This is a genomic window from Streptomyces sp. NPDC034670, assembly GCF_055574875.1.
Genome location: NZ_JBVITR010000052.1, coordinates 1 through 19,628 on the forward strand (window position 1 = coordinate 1; position 19,628 = coordinate 19,628).

A 19,628-nucleotide genomic window follows, 5' to 3' on the forward strand; every position below is an offset into this window, starting at 1 on the left:
AGCGCCTGCATGGCATGCAGGAGGTCAGGAGTTCAATTCTCCTTAGCTCCACAGCAGTCGAGGGCGGACCATCCGAACGGATGGTCCGCCCTCGGTGTTTCTGTCCCCGCGGCGCCGTTTGTGTCCCCGCGGCGCTCGGCCGCGGGGACCGCGTCAGCGGCCCAGGGCGCGTCGGCCGCGGCCCGGGGAGAGCACCGGCAGGTTGCGGGACGGCGCCTTGGCCTGCGGTGCCTCGTCCTCGATGCGCAGGGCCAGCGCCGGGCAGCGGCGCACCGCCCGCAGCGCCTTGTCCTCCACGGGGCGCGGCACCTGCGCCTGCGCCACCGTCGGGAAGCCGTCCGCGCCGAGCTGGAAGACCTCCGGGAGGATGTCCGCGCACAGGCCGTGGCCCCGGCACAGCGTCCAGTCGACGTAGATCTTCTGGCGGCTGGGGCCGTTCTCCTCGGACTGGCCGCCCGGGATGCCCGTCGGGGCCCTGCCCCCCTCGAAGAGCGGCAGGACGCCCGCCACGGGCCGTCCGCAGCCGTTGCCGAGGACGTGCGCGGCGATGTCGTCGGTGAACGCCTTGACGGTGGACTCCAGGAACATCGCGGAGCCGTCCGGGTGCGAGCACGCGCCGCGCCGCTTCACGTTCTTGGCGACCTGCTTGACCGCCTCCAGGGCGGCCGGGCCGCCGCCGTTGAGGATGTCCTCCAGGCCGCGGGCGGCGGCCGGCAGGCCCAGGTAGCACGGACCGCACTGGTTGGCGCTCTCCTCGGCGAGCCACTTCGCCACCATCAGCGACTCGCCCAGCGGGCAGGTGTCCTGACTGATCGGCAGGATGGCCCCGGCGCCCAGCGAACCGCCCACCGCGTCCAGGGAGTTGCGGGAGACGATCGCCTCGTTGACGGTCGCCGCGTCGATCCACTTGCCGTGGTAGCCGCCCGTCAGCACGCCCTGCGGCACCGGCGGGGCGCCGGCGAGCTGGAGCACGTAGCGCAGCGGCACCCCCGTCGGGACCTCGACCACCATGGGGCGGGCCACCGCTCCGGAGACCGTGAGCATCACGGTGCCCGGCTCGTCGTACAGGCCGGTGTTGCCGTAGCGCTCCGGGCCGATGCGGGCGGCGATGGCGAGCTGGGCGAAGGTCTCGGCGTTGGACAGCAGCGTGGGCGCGCCGCCGACGCCGTTCTTCGAGGCGCTGGTCTTGCGGCCCGGCGGGATCGCCGGCCCGCCGTCGATGGAGCGGATCAGGGAGGCCGCGGCACCGGTGACCATGCGGACCGGGTTGCGCTGCACCCGGGCGCGCAGCGCGGAGCGGCGCCCGTTGCTCAGGCCGCGTTCGGCGAGCGCGGCCTCCATGGAGCGCTGGGTGGACTCCCGGGTGACCCCCACCACGAGCGTGCGGGCACCCATGGCCTCGGCGCACAGCAGCGCGCCGTCCAGGATGAGGTGCGGAGCACGGTTGATGAGGACCGTGTCCTTGCGGCAGGCCGGTTCGTCCTCGCTGCCGTTGACGACGACGACCGGCCGCACGCCGCGCTTGATCGCCGTTTCGGCGACCGAGCGCAGCTTCTTGTGGAAGGGGAACCCCGCGCCGCCGCGGCCCCTGAGGTTGATGCGTTCGGCGAGCTGGGCGAGCTGCTCGCCGCCCAGCGGCTCGAGCGGCCCGTGCACCTTCAGGTGCATGGGCAGATCGAGCCGCTCGACAAGGTCGAAACCCGACGTGAGCTGGGGAAGACCGACCACGCGGACTTCGGGTACGTCGGGCAGAGCCTCGTTCACTTGTAGCCTCCGGACGGCGTGTTCCAAGGTTCGCCCGAGCCCGGTGCGTCGAAGTCGTAGGACGACGAGGGCGACGCACCGGGGAGTGTTTCAGTGGCGGGACCGCTGTTGTACGTGTCGCTCGGGTTGTACGTGTCGTAGCGGGGGTTCGTCTCACCGGTGTCGTACACATCACTCGACCCGTATCCGGGGCCGGTCGGATTGTCATAGACCGGGAGGGTGTATCCGGTGTCGTTGAGCGGGTCGTACGCCGACGGCGGGGCCTCGCCGACCGGGGGAGGGGACGGGATCGGCCAGTTGCCCGAGGTGCTCGACGGACCGTCGACGACCGGTGCGACCGGCATGCTCTGCGTGGGCTGCATGTCCAGCGGCAGCTCCGTGCGGGCCGTCCGGTCCGCGAAGAGGGGCTGCTGCGGCGGCCCGGGGGGCGCCGAGACCGCGCGGTAGGCGGCCGCGAAGCCGTCCGCCGGCTCCGCGGCGACGGGCCGCCCGGCGGTCTCGTACGGCGGGGCGTCCGCACGCGGCCGGTCGCCGCGGAACCCCTCCCCGCGCGGTCCGCCGTCGCGGGAGCGGGAACCGCGCCGTCCCGGGGAGCCCGGCAGGGACGACCCGGCCGCTCCGGACCTGCCCTCAGGGCCCTCGCGCAGCCCCACGCGGTCCTGCTGCACCAGGGAGCCGAGCAGGGTCCTGACCCGGTCGGCGACCTTGCGCCTGACCGGGGGCGGGGAGGCGCGCAGGACGAGGACCGCCATGACGCCGAGCACGGACAGGCCGTAGAGGACGGTGAAGACCGGCTTCGCGGCTCGACCCGCGTAGAGCCCGTGCACCAGCGCGGCGCACCAGGCCGGATAGGCCAGCATGTGCATGGCCCGCCAGCGGGCGGCCACGGGGGCCGGCGAGGCGAAGCGGTTGCGCAGCACGCCGGTGACGCCCACGAAGAACATCAGCAGGCCGGCGCTGGTGCCCAGGCCGATGAGGAAGGACCGGCCGGCGACGGCCTCGTCGTCGGTGAGGGCCAGGCCGAAGGGGATCACCGCGGCGATCCAGGTGGTGTGGTCCAGCACCAGCTTGACGACGATGTGCACCAGCAGGAAGACGATCGAGGCGACCGCGGTCGTCCGGTGCACCGCCTGCGCCAGGATCCGCTGGCGCGGGCCGAGCAGGATCCGGTCCTGGGCGACGAGCCCCCAGATCACCGAGCAGCTCAGGCAGACGAGCGACAGGACACCCGCGCCGAAGTTGAGGAACTCGAGGAACCAGTCGTCCGCCGTGCTGTCGTCCGGCCTCACGACGCACCTCCCGGCGTCACGACTCGGAGCGGGCACGGCGGAGCGGCAGCCGACCGGCCCCGTGCGGGGGGTGGGCTGCTGTCTGGGCGACGGTTCATGGGGCAACTCCGAGGTATCGGTAAAGCGGTCCCGGGCGGAACTCTAAGCCCCGCCCATACCGACGAGTACGAGGTTTGAGTTATTGCGCCGTTACCAAAAGACGATCCGGTCGTTGTGATGCCCCTTAGCGGCCATTACGCGAAGTAATCCTTGACCGGAATTCAATCGGGGGCCGACCGCGCCGGCCCCGCGCTGCGGTCCCGGCGGCTCCGCGCGCCCCCGCGAAGAGCGTCGCGGCCCGCTCGGGGGCTGCGGTACCCTAGCGCCATGCGTGCCGTACGCCTTCTGCTTAGCGAGCCGCGCTGATCAGTCCCGACCGCCGGTGACCGGCCGGTCGGAGTCGGCGCGGCGTCCCCTCCTGTGCGAGGGGATTTTTCATTTCTGGAAGCCGCAGGCGCAGGCAGAGACGATCGATGGAGCTTTGAGGATCATGAGCGAGACGAACCCCGCTGCCGCGGAGGCCGCACCGCACCGCTACACGGCCGCCCTGGCCGCCGAGATCGAGGCACGCTGGCAGGACTTCTGGGACGCCGAGGGCACCTACGCCGCCCCCAACCCGAGCGGCGACCTGGCGGGCGACCCGGAGACGGTCGCCCGGCCCAAGAAGTTCATCATGGACATGTTCCCGTACCCCTCCGGTGCGGGACTGCACGTCGGCCACCCGCTGGGGTACATCGCCACCGACGTCTACGCCCGCTTCCAGCGCATGACCGGGCACAACGTCCTGCACACCCTGGGCTTCGACGCCTTCGGCCTGCCCGCCGAGCAGTACGCCGTGCAGACCGGCACGCACCCGCGGGTGTCCACCGAGGCCAACATCGAGAACATGAAGTCCCAGCTGCGCCGGCTGGGCCTGGGCCACGACAAGCGCCGGTCGTTCGCCACGATCGACCCGGACTACTACAAGTGGACCCAGTGGATCTTCCTGCAGATCTTCAACTCCTGGTACGACGAGAAGGCGGGGAAGGCCCGCCCGATCGACGAGCTGGTCGCGCAGTTCGAGTCCGGTGAGCGTCCCGTGCCGGGCCACACGCGCGCCTGGAGCGAGCTGAGCGCGGCCGAGCGCGCCGACGTCCTGAGCGGGTTCCGCCTGGCCTACGCCTCCGACGCGCCGGTCAACTGGTGCCCCGGCCTGGGCACCGTGCTGGCCAACGAGGAGGTCACCGCCGAGGGCCGCTCCGAGCGCGGCAACTTCCCCGTCTTCAAGGCCAAGCTGCGCCAGTGGAACATGCGGATCACGGCCTACGCCGACCGGCTGCTGGAGGACCTGGACGCGCTGGACTGGCCCGAGGCCATCAAGCTGCAGCAGCGCAACTGGATCGGCCGCTCCGAGGGCGCCCGCGTCGACTTCCCCATCGACGGCGAGCGCATCACCGTCTTCACCACCCGCCCCGACACCCTGTTCGGCGCGACCTACATGGTGCTGGCGCCCGAGCACCCGCTGGTCGAGAAGTTCACCCCGGACGCCTGGCCCGAGGGCACCCACGAGGTGTGGACCGGCGGCCACGCCACCCCGGCCGAGGCCGTCGCCGCCTACCGCGCGCAGGCCGCCGCCAAGTCCGACGTCGAGCGGCAGGCCGAGGCCAAGGACAAGACCGGCGTCTTCATCGGCGCCTACGCGACCAACCCGGTCAACGGCGAGCGGGTGCCCGTCTTCATCGCCGACTACGTGCTGATGGGCTACGGCACCGGCGCGATCATGGCCGTGCCGGCGGGCGACCAGCGCGACTTCGAGTTCGCGCGCGCCTTCGAGCTGCCGATCCGCTGCATCGTCGAGCCGACCGACGGCCGCGGCACGGACACCTCGACGTGGGAGAGCGCCTTCTCCTCGTACGACGCGAGGATCGTCAACTCCTCGAACGACGAGGTCCGTCTGGACGGCCTGGGCGTCGCCGAGGCCAAGACCCGCATCATCGAGTGGCTGGAGAGCAGCGGCTTCGGCGAGGGCACCGTCAACTTCCGCCTGCGCGACTGGCTGTTCAGCCGCCAGCGCTACTGGGGCGAGCCCTTCCCGATCGTCTACGACGAGGACGGCGTCGCCCACGCCCTGCCCGAGTCGATGCTGCCGCTGGAGCTGCCCGAGGTCGAGGACTACTCGCCGCGCACCTTCGACCCGGACGACGCCGACACCGAGCCCGAGACGCCGCTGTCGCGCAACGAGGACTGGGTCAACGTCACCCTGGACCTGGGCGACGGGCCGAAGAAGTACCGCCGCGAGACCAACACCATGCCCAACTGGGCCGGTTCCTGCTGGTACGAGCTGCGCTACCTGGACCCGCACAACTCCGGGAAGCTGGTCGACCCCGGGATCGAGCAGTACTGGATGGGCCCGCGCGAGGGCATGCCGCACGGCGGCGTCGACCTGTACGTCGGCGGCGCCGAGCACGCCGTGCTGCACCTGCTGTACGCCCGCTTCTGGTCCAAGGTGCTGTACGACCTGGGGCACATCTCGTCGGCGGAGCCGTTCCACAAGCTGTTCAACCAGGGCATGATCCAGGCCTACGTCTACCGCGACAGCCGCGGCATCGCGGTGCCGGCGGCCGAGGTGGAGGAGCGCGACGGCGCCTACTGGTACCAGGGCGAGAAGGTCTCCCGGCTGCTGGGCAAGATGGGCAAGTCCCTGAAGAACGCGGTCACCCCGGACGAGATCTGCGCCGAGTACGGTGCCGACACGCTGCGCCTGTACGAGATGGCCATGGGCCCGCTGGACGTGTCGCGGCCGTGGGACACCCGCGCGGTGGTCGGCCAGTTCCGGCTGCTGCAGCGGCTGTGGCGCAACATCGTGGACGAGGCGACCGGCGAGGTCACCGTCGTCGACGCCGGGCCCGACGGGATCGACGAGGACACCCTGCGCGCCCTGCACAAGGCGATCGACGGCGTGCGCGGCGACCTGGAGGCCATGCGCTTCAACACCGCCATCGCCAAGGTCACCGAGCTGAACAACCACCTGACCAAGCGGGGAGGGCCGCTGCCGCGCCCGGTCGCCGAGTCCCTGGTGCTGCTGGTCGCGCCGCTGGCCCCGCACATCGCCGAGGAGCTGTGGCGCAGGCTGGGCCACACCGACTCGGTCGTCCACCGGGACTTCCCCGTGGCCGACCCGGCGTACGTGGTCGACGAGACCGTGACCTGCGTGGTGCAGATCAAGGGCAAGGTCAAGGCACGGCTGGAGGTGCCGCCGGCCATCTCCGGGGACGAGCTGGAGAAGATCGCGCTGGCCGACGAGAAGGTCGCCGCCGCGCTGGACGGGGCCGGCATCCGCAAGGTGATCGTGCGGGCGCCCAAGCTGGTCAACATCGTCCCGGCGTGACGCGCGGCGGCCGGACGGGCGTCCGGAGCGGTCCCCGCCGGGTGTGACGTCCCGGCTCGGGGTGGTCCCCTACGGGCAGGTTCGGGGTTCTTCCGGAACTCCGGACCTGCCCGTCTCGTTTACCGTGGAAGAGCGGTACGGAGCGTGCCGGGACAGACCGAAGGACCCGGAGGAGGAGCCTCGTGGAAGCAGTGAGCGCAGTGATGGTGGTGTTCGCCCTGCTCTTCGTGCTCCTTCTGGCGTTCGGCGCCTACGCCACGGTGAAGGTCGTCGGTGCGGCCAAGCGCAGTGCCGACCGCCACATCACCCAGGCCCGCCGCACGGTCGAGGACCACACCCTGAAGGCCAAGGCCCTCGGCCGGCCCGGCCCGGCCGGCGAGATCGCCCAGCTCCGGCTCGCGCTGCGCACCTCCATGCGCGCCACCCAGGACGCGCTGGAGGCGGCCGTCGCGGAGGACGAGTCCCTCAAGGAGTCCCTCGGCCTCTTCCACCGTCTCAGCGCGCACGGACACGAACTGGACGGCGAACTCAGGCGCCTGGAGGCCGAGCCGGACCGCGCCGCACTCGCCGAGCGGCTGCCCGGGCTGCGCGAGCGCACCGAGCGCATCACCCGGTCGGCGGACTCCCTGCGCTGGGCGGCCCGTGACCGCGCCCGCCGCTTCGCGGACGACGACCTGGACTCGCTGAGCGCGCAGATCGACATGGAGGCCGGTGCCCTGCGGCACTGGACGACCACCGGGCAGGAGTCCGGTCCCCGGCCCGCGCCCTGGCCCGAGGCGCCCGCCGCCGACACCCCGGCGACCCCCTGGCCGCAGACGCCGCAGCGGGCCACGTCCGGGGAGCCCGCGTCCGAGCCGGTGCGGCCCGCCATCACCCCGCCCGGCCCCCGCCCTAGCTACCCCTGGCAGAAGAAGCCCCGCCCCGAGAGCACCACCTGAGCACCGGGTGACCCGGCCACGACCGGACCCGGCCCGCGGGGCCGGGCTGCCGCACGGGCACTACGCCAGGTAACCTCCAGCTCATGTCCCGCCATGTCGCGATCGTCACCGATTCAACGGCCTACCTGCCGGCCCGGACGATGGAGCGGCACGGCATCACGGCGGTACCGCTGACCGTGGTCCTCGGCGACCGCGCGCTCGAAGAGGGCACCGAGATCTCCACCCGCTCCCTCGCCCAGGCCCTGCAGAAGCGGCGCCCGGTCACCACCTCGCGGCCCGGTCCCGAGGTCTTCGCCGAGACCTACCGCAGGATCGCCGAGTCGGGTGCCGCCGGCATCGTCTCCCTCCACCTCTCCGCCGAACTCTCCGGCACCCACGACGCGGCGGTCGTCGCGGCGCGCGGGGCGCCGGTGCCGGTGCGGGTGGTGGACACCGGCATGATCGCGATGGCCCTCGGGTTCTGCGCCCTGACGGCGGCCGAGACCGCGCAGGCGGGCGGCACGGTGGACGAGGCGGTCACCGCCGCCGAGAAACGGGCGGCGGACACCTCCGCCTACTTCTACGTGGACACCCTGGACTACCTGCGCCGCGGCGGCCGCATCGGCGCCGCGCAGGCCCTGCTGGGCTCGGCGCTCGCGGTGAAGCCGCTGCTGCGGCTGGCGGACGGCCGGATCGAACCCCTGGAGAAGGTCCGCACCGCCTCCAGGGCGATCGCCCGCCTGGAGGAGATCGCGGCCGAACGGGCGGGCGGCGCCGAGGTCGACATCGCCGTCCACCACCTGGCCGCCCCGGACCGCGCGTCGGCCCTCGCGGACCGGCTGCGGGCCCGGGTACCGGGACTGGCCGACCTGCACGTCAGCGAGGTGGGGGCGGTGATCGGGGCGCACACGGGGCCCGGACTGCTGGGGGTCGTGGTCTCGGCGCGGTGAGGGGACGCGGCCGGCCGTGCGGACCCACCCGTACGGGTGGCGGAGTTGTCCACAGACGAGCGGTGGTCCACGGAGAACGACCAAGATCACCGAGGAGGCCGCGGCAGGCCCGATCCTCCTCGCATGGCACTTCGACCACGTTCACGCACAGCGACGGCGACCAGCGGCCCGGGCCGCGGCCCCGCGTCCGACGGGCGCGCACGTCATCGCCGGCCGGCCCCGCCCCGGGGGCGGGTGCGGCACGAAGACCGCCACGCGGCGGAGGACCTCCGGAGGCGGGCGGAGGCGCTGTTCGGTGAGGGGACCGGCGGGGACGGCGCCGGGCGCGGCCGGAGGGCCGGGCACGTCCCGGCCTGGGCCGTGCGCCGCGCGGCGGAGGACTCCCCGCCGGCCCGGTCCCGCGGGGCCGCTCCGGAGGACGGGGCGGGCGCCACGGACCGGGTGGCGACCGGGAGGGCCCCCGGCCCGGTGGACGCGGCGGGGGAGGGGGACCGGCGCCGGGAGCGGTTCGGGCTCGCGTTGCGGGAGCGGCTGCCGCTGTGGGCGCAGGCGCGGTGCGGGCTGGAACGGCGGAGCGCGGTCGCGCTGTCGGTGCTGCTCGTGGTGGTCGTGGGATTCGCCGTGCAGCACTTCTGGACCGGACGGACCCAGCCGGTGCGGGCACCGGAGGTGGTGCGGGCGGCCGCGCCCCACGAGGAGCGGGGGAAGGACGCGACCGGCCCGGGGGAGAGCGGGGCGGGCGCGCCGGCCCGGGCGGAGGGGACCGGCGGCTCGGCGGGGCCCGAGATCGTGGTCGACGTCAGCGGCAAGGTGCGCGAGCCGGGCATCCACCGGCTGCCGGCCGGTTCCCGGGTCGAGGACGCGCTGCGGGCCGCGGGCGGAGTGCGGCCCGGCACCAGGACCGACGGCCTCAACCGCGCCCGGTTCCTGGTGGACGGGGAGCAGGTGGTCGTCGGCGGCCCGGCGCCGGGCGCGGGCACCGCGGCTCCCGGCGGCGCGGCAGGGGCGCCGGCGGGCACCGGACCCGCGGCGCCGGTGTCCCTCAACACCGCCACGCCGGAGCAGCTCGACGCCCTGCCGGGGGTCGGCCCCGTGCTGGCCCGGCACATCATCGACTACCGCACCCGGCACGGCGGTTTCCGCTCCGTGGACGAGCTGCGCGAGGTCAACGGCATCGGTGACCGCCGCTTCGCGGACCTGCGCGACCTGGTGCGGCCATGACGAACGGCACGGCCCCGGCGCCGCCGGGGGGCTCCCGCCCCGCCGGACCCGTCACCCGGAGGTCCGTCCACGCGGCGTCCGGCCGGCGGCTCGGAGCCTCGCACCCGCGCCGGGAGGCGCCGACGGACCTCCGGCTCGTACCGCCCGCGCTGGCGGCCTGGGCCACGGCGGCGGTGACGCTGCACGCCCCGCCCGGCGCGGTGGCCGGCACGGTGACCGTCTCCCTGGCGGCGGCCGGCGCCCTCCTCGCGGCGGGGCGCCGACGGGAAGGGGGACGGCGGGCCGGCACCCGCCCCCACCTCCTGGTGTCCGGTGCCGCCGTGCTGCTCTGCGTCGCCGCCGCCGCCGGCTCCGCGGGCCTGCACGGTGCGGACCTGTGGCGCGGCCCCGTACCGGAGCTGGCGCGGGAGCACGCCCCGGTGACCGCCGAGCTCGAGATCACCTCCGACCCCCGGCTCGCCCGGTCCGGGGCCGGCGGCTCCCGCCCGGCGCCGCCGGCCGTCCTGGTCGAGGCCCGGATACGGCGGGTGGAGGGGCCCGGCGCGGGGGCGGCGGTGACCCGGACGCCGGTCCTGGTGATCGTCGACGCGCGCCCGGCCCCGCGGACCTCCCCGGGCGGGCACGGCGCGGAACGCTCCCCGTGGCTCGGGCTCCTGCCCTCCACCCGGCTGCGGGTCGAGGCGCGGCTCGCTCCCGCGCGGGCGGGCGGCGACCGGTTCGCGGCCGTCCTGCGCGTGCGGGGCCGGGACGGACCGGAGGTCGTGGCGCGGCCGTCGGGACCGCAACGGCTGGCGGGGCGGCTGCGGGCCGGGCTGCGGGAGGCGACCGACGGCCTGTCCGCGGACGCGCGGGCGCTGCTGCCGGGGCTGGTGGTGGGCGACACCTCCCGGGTCGCGCCGGAGCTGGACGAGGCGTTCCGGGAGACCGACCTCACGCACACGCTCGCCGTCTCCGGCGCCAACTTCACCATCCTCCTCGCCCTGCTCCTCGGCCCGCCCGGTCTGGCGCAGCGCGTGGAGCGACGCGGTCTCGCGCCCCGGCTCGGCATCTCCCTGCGCGCGACGGCGCTGCTGGGCGGGGCGCTCTCCCTCGGCTTCGTCGTCGTGTGCCGGCCGGACCCCAGTGTGCTGCGGGCCGCCGCCTGCGGAGCCGTCGCGCTGCTCGCGCTCGCCACCGGACGCCGCAGGTCACTGATCCCGGCCCTGGCGACGGCCGTTCTGCTCCTGGTGCTGTACGACCCGTGGCTGGCCCGCAGTTACGGCTTCCTGCTGTCCGTGCTGGCCACCGGCGCCCTGCTCACCCTCGCGCCGCGCTGGAGCGCGGGACTGCGGCGGCGCGGCGTGCCGCCCCGGCTCGCGGAGGCGCTGGCCGCGGCGGGCGCCGCCCAGGCGGTGTGCGCGCCGGTGGTCGTCGTGCTCGCGGCACGGGTGAGCCTGGTGGCGGTGCCGTGCAACCTCCTCGCGGAGTTCGCGCTCGCCCCGGCCACGGTGCTGGGGTTCCTGACCCTGGCCACGGCACCGTTCGCGATGCCGGTCGCGAAGGCGCTGGCGTGGTGCGCGAGCTGGCCGGCGGAGTGGATCGCGCAGGTCGCCCGGACCGGGGCGGCCCTGCCCGGCGCGGGAGTGGACTGGCCCGGCGGCTGGGCCGGGGCGGCGGCGCTCGCCGCGCTCGTCCCGGTCGCCCTGCTCGTCGGGCGGCGGCTGCCGGGACACCCCTGGTGGTGCGGTGTCTGCGCGCTGCTGCTGGTCGTGGTCGTGGTGCAGCCGCCGCCGCTGGCCCGGGTGATCACGGGCTGGCCCCCGCCGGGCTGGCGGATGGTGATGTGCGACGTGGGGCAGGGCGACGCGATGGTGCTGGCGGCGGGCGGGGGCGCCGGCGTGGTCGTGGACGCCGGCCCCGATCCGGCCCTCGTGGACCGCTGCCTGCGCGCCCTCGGTGTCACCCGGGTGCCCCTCGTCGTCCTGACCCACTTCCACGCCGACCACGTGGCGGGCCTGCCCGGTGTGCTGCGCGGACGCCCGGTGGGCGCGATCGGGACGACGGGCCTCGAGGAACCCGCGGACCAGGCCGCGTTCGTACGGAGGATCGCGGCGGCCGGAGGTGTCCCGGTGACGCGCGCCGTCGCCGGGGAGCGGCGGCGCACGGGGACGTTGTCCTGGGAGGTGGTGTGGCCGCCGCCGGCCGCGCCGGGCACGTACCCGCCGCCTCCCGCCCCCCGGGGCCCGAACGACGCCAGCGTGGCCCTGCTCGTGCGGACCGGAGGCCTGCGCCTGCTGCTGCTCGGGGACCTGGAGCCCCCGGCCCAGCGGGCCCTGGCCAGGTCGCCGGCGGCCCGGGCGCTGGCGGACGTGGACGTCCTCAAGGTCGCCCACCACGGCTCGGCCCACCAGGATCCGGGCCTGCTGCGCCGGGCGGCTCCGCGGCTGGCGCTCATCAGCTCGGGGGAGGGCAACCCGTACGGACATCCCGCCCCGGGCACGCTCGCCGCGCTGCGGGCCCAGGGAGCGCGGGTGCTGCGCACGGACCGGGACGGGGCCCTGGCGGTGGTCGGCGGGGAGGAGGGGAGCGGGGAGCTGTCGGTGGCGCACCGCTGACACGGCGGCCGGCGGCCGGCGGCCGCGGGAGGGGGCGATGCCGGGCGGGGAAGCCGCCGCCCGCGCCACACTGGGGGCATGGACGCATCGCGCGCGGACGCCTACCTGCGCCGCCTGGGCGCCGAGCACCCGGCCTCGCCCACCGCGGAGGCGCTGCGGGACCTGCACCTGCGGCACCTGCGGACCGTGCCGTTCGAGAACCTCTCCGTCCACCTCGGCGAGGAGATCGTGCTGGACGAGAAGCGGTTGCTGGACAAGGTGGTGGGGGCGCGGCGGGGCGGGTTCTGCTACGAACTCAACGGCGCCCTCGGTGCGTTGCTCGCGGCACTCGGCTTCGGCGTCACGCGTCTCGCGGGACGGGTGTACGGGGACGGGGGCCGGCTCGGCATCCCGTACGACCACCTCGCGCTGCGGGTGCGGACGGTGGACGGGGGCGACTGGCTGGCCGACGTCGGCTTCGGGGCGCACTGCCATCTGCCGCTGGCGTTCGGGGAGGGAGGGGAGCAGGAGGACCCCGGGGGCACGTTCCGGATCACCGGGGCGGGCGCCGACGCGGCCGGGGTGCGCGGCGGGCACGGGACGGAGGAGGCCGCCGACCTGGACGTGAGCCGGAACGGGCGGCCGGTGTACCGCCTGGAGACGCGGCCGCGGGCGCTCGGCGACTTCAGGGCCGGAGCCTGGTGGCACAGCACGTCGCCGGCCTCGCACTTCACGCGGTCGCTGGTGTGCTCCCGGGTCACCGGGGACGGGGGGAGGATCACGCTCAGCGGCCGGCGGTTCACGGCCACGGCGCCGGACGGGACGCGCGAGCAGCGGGAACTGGGGCCGGACGAGGAGGTGCTCGCGGTGTACCGGGACCGGTTCGGGATCGTGCTGGACGCGGTGCCGTCCGTACGGGGTGCCGGGGGCGGGGCCTGAACCCGGTGCCGGACAATGGCGCACGTGAGTGATGTGCGACATGTGCTGGTGCTGCCCGACCGGGACGCCGCCGAGGAGGCGGCGGCGGCCCTCGGGGAGCGGTTCGGCGTGACGGAGGAGCCGCGGCTGGTGCGGGACGCGCTGGCCGGCGAGGACGACGCGGAGGACGCGCAGTGGCTCGTCGTCCTGCGGGACGAGGCGGAGCGGCTGGACCCCGGGGAACTGGACGAGTTCGCGGCGCGGTGGGAGGGCTGGCGGGAGGAGCCGTGAGCGGTGCCGGGCGGGGGAGCCGGCCCGGGGCGCCGCCGTGAGCGGGGGCCGGTCCGGAAGGCCGCCGTGAGCGGTCCCGTCACCGCCTGGGCACATCGGTGTCGGTGGTGCGTGGGATGCTTGGCGCGATGGCCAGGAAGACCGCATCCGACGCCCCCCTCGCCCCCGTGACGCTCGCCGTGGGCCAGGAGGACCTGCTGCTCGACCGTGCCGTGCGGGAGGTGGTGGCCGCCGCGAAGGCCGCCGACGCCGACACGGACGTCCGCGACCTGACCCCGGACCAGCTCCAGCCCGGCACCCTCGCCGAGCTGACGAGCCCGTCGCTCTTCGCGGAGCGCAAGGTCGTGGTCGTGCGCAACGCCCAGGACCTGTCGGCCGACACGGTCAAGGACGTGAAGGCGTACCTCGGGGCGCCCGCCGAGGAGATCACCCTGGTGCTGCTGCACGCGGGCGGGGCCAAGGGCAAGGGGCTGCTCGACGCGGCGCGCAAGGCGGGGGCGCGGGAGGTGGCGTGCCCGAGGATGACCAAGCCGGCGGACCGGCTGGCCTTCGTGCGGGGCGAGTTCCGCACCGCCGGGAGGTCGGCGACCCCGGAGGCGTGCCAGGCGCTGGTCGACGCCCTCGGCAGCGATCTGCGGGAGCTGGCCTCGGCCGCGTCCCAGCTGGTCGCGGACGTCGAGGGGACGATCGACGAGGCGGTCGTCGGGCGGTACTACACCGGGCGGGCCGAGGCGTCGAGCTTCACGGTCGCCGACCGGGCGGTCGAGGGGCGCGCGGCGGAGGCGCTGGAGGCCCTGCGCTGGTCGCTGGCGACCGGGGTGGCGCCGGTGCTGATCACCAGCGCGCTGGCCCAGGGCGTGCGGGCCATCGGGAAGCTGCAGTCGGCGCGCGGCGGCCGGCCGGGGGACCTGGCCCGCGAGCTGGGCATGCCGCCGTGGAAGATCGACCGGGTGCGGCAGCAGATGCGCGGCTGGACCCCGGACGGCGTGGCCGTGGCGCTGCGTGCGGTGGCCGAGGCCGACGCGGGCGTGAAGGGCGCCGGGGACGACCCGGAGTACGCCCTGGAGAAGGCCGTCGTCACGATCGCCCGGGCGGCCCGCTCGCGGGGCCGGGGCTGACCGCGGGGCCGGGGCTGATCGCGGGACGAAGCCGAAGGCCCCGCCCGTACCCTGGGGAAGGATGCGGAGCGGGGCCTTCGGTCAAGCGTGTGAGCCCGTACCCGCGTGGCGAACGCAGGCCGCGTACGAGCCCGGGGGTGCCGGTCGGGGGCGGATGAGAGAGGGCCCGCCCGGGTCCTTCCGGCGATCAGGTCGGATCAGGGATCGGATCCGGTCGGGGACCGGACCGGGAAAGTGATCAGCCCTTGAGGGTCGCGACCTTCTGAGCCAGCGCCGACTTCTTGTTGGCGGCCTGGTTCTTGTGGATGACGCCCTTGGAGGCGGCCTTGTCGAGCTGACGCGCGGCGGCGCGCTGGTACTCGGTGGCCTTCTCGACGTCACCCGCGGCCACGGCCTCGCGGGTCTTGCGGATCGCGGTCTTCAGAGAGGACTTGACGGCCTTGTTGCGCAGCCGAGCCTTCTCGTTGGTCTTGTTCCGCTTGATCTGGGACTTGATGTTCGCCACGAATGAGCCTTTTCAGGTTCTGGCACGGGGCCGCACGGGTGCCGCACGGATCCGTACCGGTGATTTCTTGGGGGGTGCCTCGCGCTGAGAGGGCATGAGACACAGCCCCTCACACTAGCAGCGGGCCATTCCGCGGCCCAAACCCGTCCCGGGTCCCCACCCGTGGGACCATGGAGGCTACGTATCGATCCGACCCGAGACCGCAGACGGACAAGCACACGTGTGCGGACGCCTCAAGAATCAGGACCCTGCGTGCCCGCGATCCCCAGCCACGTACCCGAGCCGAGCCGTACCGACCCGGCGCTGATCCGCAATTTCTGCATCATCGCGCACATCGACCACGGCAAGTCCACGCTCGCCGACCGGATGCTCCAGCTGACCGGTGTGGTGGAGCAGCGGCAGATGCGCGCTCAGTACCTCGACCGCATGGACATCGAGCGCGAGCGCGGCATCACGATCAAGTCCCAGGCGGTGCGGTTGCCGTGGGCCCCCACCCACGCCCCGGGCGACACGCACATCCTCAACATGATCGACACCCCCGGGCACGTCGACTTCACCTACGAGGTCTCCCGGTCGCTCGCCGCCTGCGAGGGCACGATCCTGCTGGTGGACGCCGCCCAGGGCATCGAGGCGCAGACCCTCGCCAACCTGTACCTGGCGATGGAGAACGACCTCACGATCATCCCGGTGCTCAACAAGATCGACCTGCCGGCCGCCCAGCCGGAGAAGTTCGCCGAGGAGCTCGCGAACCTGGTCGGCTGCGAACCCGACGACGTGCTGAAGGTCTCCGCGAAGACCGGTCTGGGCGTCGAGGCGCTGCTGGACAAGGTGGTCGCCGACATCCCCGCCCCGGTCGGCGTCAAGGACGCCCCGGCCCGCGCGATGATCTTCGACTCGGTCTACGACTCCTACCGCGGCGTCGTCACCTACGTCCGGGTCATCGACGGCCAGCTCAACAAGCGCGAGCGGATCCGGATGATGTCCACCGGCGCGACCCACGAGCTGCTGGAGATCGGCACCAACTCGCCGGAGATGCTGCCCTCCGACGGCCTCGGCGTCGGCGAGGTGGGCTACCTCATCACCGGGGTGAAGGACGTCCGCCAGTCCAAGGTCGGTGACACCGTCACCAGCCAGCACAAGGGGGCCGAGGAGCCGCTGGGCGGCTACAAGGACCCCAAGCCCATGGTGTTCTCGGGCCTGTACCCGCTGGACGGCTCCGACTACCCCCTGCTGCGCGAGGCGCTCGACAAGCTCCAGCTCAACGACGCCGCCCTGGTCTACGAGCCGGAGACCTCCGCCGCCCTCGGCTTCGGTTTCCGCGTCGGCTTCCTCGGCCTGCTGCACCTCGACGTGATCCGCGAGCGCCTGGAGCGCGAGTTCGGGCTCGACCTGATCGCCACCGCGCCCAACGTGGTCTACCGCGTGCTCATGGAGGACGGCACCGAGCACACCGTCACCAACCCGAGCGAGTTCCCCGAGGGCAAGATCAACGAGGTGTACGAGCCGGTCGTCCGCGCCACGATCCTCGCGCCCAGCGAGTTCATCGGCGGGATCATGGAACTGTGCCAGACCCGGCGCGGCACCCTGCTCGGCATGGACTACCTCTCCGAGGACCGGGTCGAGATCCGCTACACGCTCCCGCTCGCGGAGATCGTCTTCGATTTCTTCGACCAGCTGAAGTCCAAGACCCGCGGCTACGCCTCCCTGGACTACGAGCCCACCGGCGAGCAGACCTCCAGCCTGGTCAAGGTCGACATCCTGCTGCACGGCGACAAGGTGGACGCCTTCTCCGCGATCACCCACAAGGACCAGGCGTACGCCTACGGCGTCCGGCTCGTCGCCAAGCTCAAGGAGCTCATTCCGCGCCAGGCCTTCGAGGTGCCCGTCCAGGCCGCCATCGGCTCGCGGGTCATCGCCCGCGAGACCATCCGCGCCATCCGCAAGGACGTCCTCGCCAAGTGCTACGGCGGCGACATCTCCCGCAAGCGCAAGCTGCTGGAGAAGCAGAAGGAGGGCAAGAAGCGGATGAAGATGGTGGGCTCCGTGGAGGTCCCGCAGGAGGCCTTCATCGCCGTCCTCTCCAGCGACGAGGGCGGGGGACCGGGCAAGGGGAAGAAGTAGCCGGAGGGTGACCGAGGGTCACCGATGTTACCGCGGGTCACTCCGCGAACCGGGCGGAAAAGGGGCCTGCCGCGCGCGAGCGCGGTGGGCCCCCGCGCGTCCCGGGGGTAGCTCTCCGGGGGAAATGGCAGGCCGCACCCCCTTACGCAGTCGCCGGTCGCCGCTTACTCTGTCCGTGCTCGATAGTTACTCGCGAGTTAAACAACGGCGCGCGAGTGTAACCAGCCCCACTGAGCCAGCCGCACCGTCGCGGGCCCCGGAGGATGTCGTGAGCCACACACAGACACTGATCGAGAACCGTCCGCCGAGCGTGGCGGCCCTCTTCCTGGAGCGTGTGGCGGCCACACCGGACACCGAGGCCTACCGCTACCCGGTCCCGCCCGCCTCGGGGGAGGGGCCCGACGGCTGGAAGTCGCTGACCTGGGCGCAGTCCGCCGAGCGCGTCACCGCGATCGCGGCCGGCCTGATCGAACTGGGCGTGCGGCCCGAGGAGCGGGTGGCGCTGGCCTCCTCGACCCGCGTCGAGTGGATCCTCGCCGACTTCGGCATCCTGTGCGCGGGCGCCGCCACCACCACGATCTACCCGCAGACCAACGCCGACGAGTCCGCCTACATCCTGTCGGACTCGCAGAGCCGGGTGCTCATCGCGGAGAACGCCGAGCAGGCGGCCAAGGCCGTGGCCAAGCGCGCCGAGCTGCCCGATCTCACCCGGGTGGTGGTGATCGACGAGGCCGGCGCCGAGACCGACGACTTCGTGATCACCCTCGCCGAGCTGGAGAGCCGCGGCGCGGCCCGCCTGCGGAAGGAACCGGAGCTGATCAAGGAGCGGGTCTCCGCGATCACCAAGGACCAGCTCGCCACCCTCATCTACACCTCCGGCACCACCGGCCGCCCCAAGGGCGTGCGCCTGCCGCACGACAGCTGGTCGTACATGGCGAAGGCGATCGCCGCGACCGGCCTGGTCACCGGCGACGACGTGCAGTACCTGTGGCTGCCGCTCGCGCACGTCTTCGGCAAGGTGCTCACCTCCGGCCAGATCGAGGTCGGGCACGTCACCGCCGTCGACGGCCGCGTCGACAAGATCATCGAGAACCTCCCGGTGGTCCAGCCGACCTACATGGCGGCGGTGCCGCGCATCTTCGAGAAGGTCTACAACGGCGTCGCCGCCAAGGCCCGGGCCGGCGGCGGGGCCAAGTACAAGATCTTCCAGTGGGCCGCCGGCGTCGCCCGCGAGTACGCCGAGGTCACCCAGGACAACTTCCGCCGCACCGGCACCGCGAGCGCGCCCTTCGGGCTGAAGGCCAAGCACGGCCTCGCCGACAAGCTCGTCTACGCCAAGATCCGCGAGGCCTTCGGCGGCCGGCTGCGCGCCTGCGTCTCCGGCTCCGCGGCCCTCGCCCCCGACATCGGGTACTTCTTCTCCGGCGCCGGCATCCACATCCTCGAGGGCTACGGCCTCACCGAGTCCTCCGCGGCCTCCTTCGTCAACCCCGGCGAGGCCTACCGCACCGGCACGGTCGGCAAGCCGCTGCCCGGCACCGAGGTGCGCATCGCCGAGGACGGCGAGATCCTGCTGCGCGGCCCCGGCATCATGCAGGGCTACCACAACCTGCCCGAGAAGACCGCCGAGGTGCTGGAGGCCGACGGCTGGTTCCACACCGGCGACATCGGCGAGCTGTCGGACGACGGCTACCTGCGCATCACCGACCGCAAGAAGGACCTGATCAAGACCTCCGGCGGCAAGTACATCGCGCCCGCCGAGGTCGAGGGCCGGTTCAAGGCGATCTGCCCGTACGTGTCGAACATCCTGGTGCACGGCGCCGACCGCAACTACTGCACCGCCCTGATCGCCCTCGACGAGGCCGCGATCACGGCGTGGGCGGCCGAGAACGGCCTGGAGGGCAAGCCGTACGCGGAGATCGTCTCCGCGCCCGCCACGGTCGAGATGGTCGACGGCTACGTCCAGCGGCTCAACGAGGGCCTGCAGCGCTGGCAGACCATCAAGAAGTTCCGCCTCCTGCCGCGCGACCTCGACATCGAGCACGGCGAGATCACCCCGAGCCTGAAGCTGAAGCGGCCGGTGGTGGAGCGCGCGTACCGGCACCTCATCGACGAGATGTACGAGGGCGCGCGGGAGGCGTGATCCCCTGATGAATGAGTGGGGGGGGGGGGGGGGGGGGGGGGGGGGGGGGGGGGGGGGGGGGGGAGCCCCCCCCCCCCCCCCCCCCCCCCCCCCCCCCCCCCCCCCCCCCCCCGGCGCGGCTGTGGACGTGCGGTGGTGCTCCCCCCCTCCCCCGGCTCGCCCCCGGCTCGGGGGCGGTGGCGTGCGGGCTGATGCGGGGGCGTGCTCGACGAGGCCGGCCGGCGCGTGCTCGCCGGAGTGTGCGGGGTGGGACCGGAGGTGCCGGTCCGGGCCCTTCCTGCGCTCGTCGCCGACGATCCCGAGTCCGGAGGGTGCGGCCGCCCGGGTTCACCCCGCGACGGCGCCCGGCCCCACACCGCACCGCACCGGAGCGCCTGCGAGGGCGGCGCGCACTCCTCCCGGCACTCCCACG

13 protein-coding genes are annotated in these 19,628 nt (G+C 73.9%); 10 read left to right on the forward strand and 3 right to left on the reverse strand.

Annotation, left to right across the window (positions count from 1 at the left end):
* Positions 1–153: 153 nt before the first annotated feature.
* Complete coding sequence (locus tag ACZ56B_RS27090; RefSeq protein ID WP_468795947.1) at positions 154–1,764, reverse strand: NADH-ubiquinone oxidoreductase-F iron-sulfur binding region domain-containing protein; 1,611 nt, start codon at positions 1,762–1,764, stop codon at positions 154–156.
* Positions 1,761–3,053 carry a cytochrome b/b6 domain-containing protein gene (locus tag ACZ56B_RS27095; protein ID WP_468795950.1) on the reverse strand — a complete coding sequence of 431 codons (1,293 nt, stop codon included), beginning with the start codon at positions 3,051–3,053 and terminating at the stop codon, positions 1,761–1,763. Before ACZ56B_RS27095 ends, ACZ56B_RS27090 begins: the two co-directional genes overlap by 4 nt.
* A gap of 529 nt (positions 3,054–3,582) precedes the next feature.
* On the opposite strand from ACZ56B_RS27095, the gene leuS reads away from it, so the two are divergent.
* The 8 genes from leuS to holA all read left to right on the forward strand — a co-directional run bounded on the left by leuS (position 3,583) and on the right by holA (position 14,447).
* Positions 3,583–6,459, forward strand: coding sequence for a leucine--tRNA ligase (gene leuS, locus ACZ56B_RS27100; RefSeq protein ID WP_468795953.1), 2,877 nt, complete (start codon positions 3,583–3,585; stop codon positions 6,457–6,459).
* Between the two features lie 191 nt (positions 6,460–6,650).
* Positions 6,651–7,397 carry a hypothetical protein gene (locus tag ACZ56B_RS27105; protein WP_468796064.1) on the forward strand — a complete coding sequence of 249 codons (747 nt, stop codon included), beginning with the start codon at positions 6,651–6,653 and terminating at the stop codon, positions 7,395–7,397.
* 83 nt (positions 7,398–7,480) lie between these two features.
* The gene (locus ACZ56B_RS27110) at positions 7,481–8,326 is read left to right on the forward strand and encodes a DegV family protein (RefSeq protein ID WP_468795956.1); all 846 of its coding nucleotides are present in this window, start codon (positions 7,481–7,483) and stop codon (positions 8,324–8,326) included.
* 123 nt (positions 8,327–8,449) lie between these two features.
* The gene (locus tag ACZ56B_RS27115; protein ID WP_468795959.1) at positions 8,450–9,547 is read left to right on the forward strand and encodes a ComEA family DNA-binding protein; all 1,098 of its coding nucleotides are present in this window, start codon (positions 8,450–8,452) and stop codon (positions 9,545–9,547) included.
* On the forward strand, positions 9,544–12,141 hold the full coding sequence (locus tag ACZ56B_RS27120) for a ComEC/Rec2 family competence protein (protein ID WP_468795961.1): 2,598 nt from the start codon (positions 9,544–9,546) through the stop codon (positions 12,139–12,141). Before ACZ56B_RS27115 ends, ACZ56B_RS27120 begins: the two co-directional genes overlap by 4 nt.
* A 78-nt stretch (positions 12,142–12,219) precedes the next feature.
* Positions 12,220–13,059, forward strand: a complete 840-nt coding sequence (locus tag ACZ56B_RS27125) for an arylamine N-acetyltransferase family protein (protein WP_468795964.1) — start codon at positions 12,220–12,222, stop codon at positions 13,057–13,059.
* A gap of 24 nt (positions 13,060–13,083) precedes the next feature.
* Positions 13,084–13,329, forward strand: coding sequence for a hypothetical protein (locus ACZ56B_RS27130; RefSeq protein ID WP_468795967.1), 246 nt, complete (start codon positions 13,084–13,086; stop codon positions 13,327–13,329).
* Positions 13,330–13,457: 128 nt separating this feature from the next.
* The gene (gene holA, locus ACZ56B_RS27135) at positions 13,458–14,447 is read left to right on the forward strand and encodes a DNA polymerase III subunit delta (protein ID WP_468795970.1); all 990 of its coding nucleotides are present in this window, start codon (positions 13,458–13,460) and stop codon (positions 14,445–14,447) included.
* 238 nt (positions 14,448–14,685) lie between these two features.
* Here the strand turns inward: holA and rpsT are convergent, their stop codons facing one another.
* Positions 14,686–14,952: a 30S ribosomal protein S20 gene (rpsT, locus tag ACZ56B_RS27140; RefSeq protein WP_468795973.1), complete on the reverse strand. Its 267-nt coding sequence runs from the start codon at positions 14,950–14,952 to the stop codon at positions 14,686–14,688.
* Between the two features lie 252 nt (positions 14,953–15,204).
* Here rpsT and lepA point away from each other — a divergent pair, with 252 nt between their 5' ends.
* Positions 15,205–17,073: a translation elongation factor 4 gene (gene lepA / locus ACZ56B_RS27145; RefSeq protein WP_468795976.1), complete on the forward strand. Its 1,869-nt coding sequence runs from the start codon at positions 15,205–15,207 to the stop codon at positions 17,071–17,073.
* A gap of 268 nt (positions 17,074–17,341) precedes the next feature.
* Entirely contained in the window at positions 17,342–19,216 is a 1,875-nt protein-coding gene (locus tag ACZ56B_RS27150) for an AMP-dependent synthetase/ligase (RefSeq protein ID WP_468795979.1), read from the forward strand.
* Positions 19,217–19,628 lie beyond the last annotated feature (412 nt).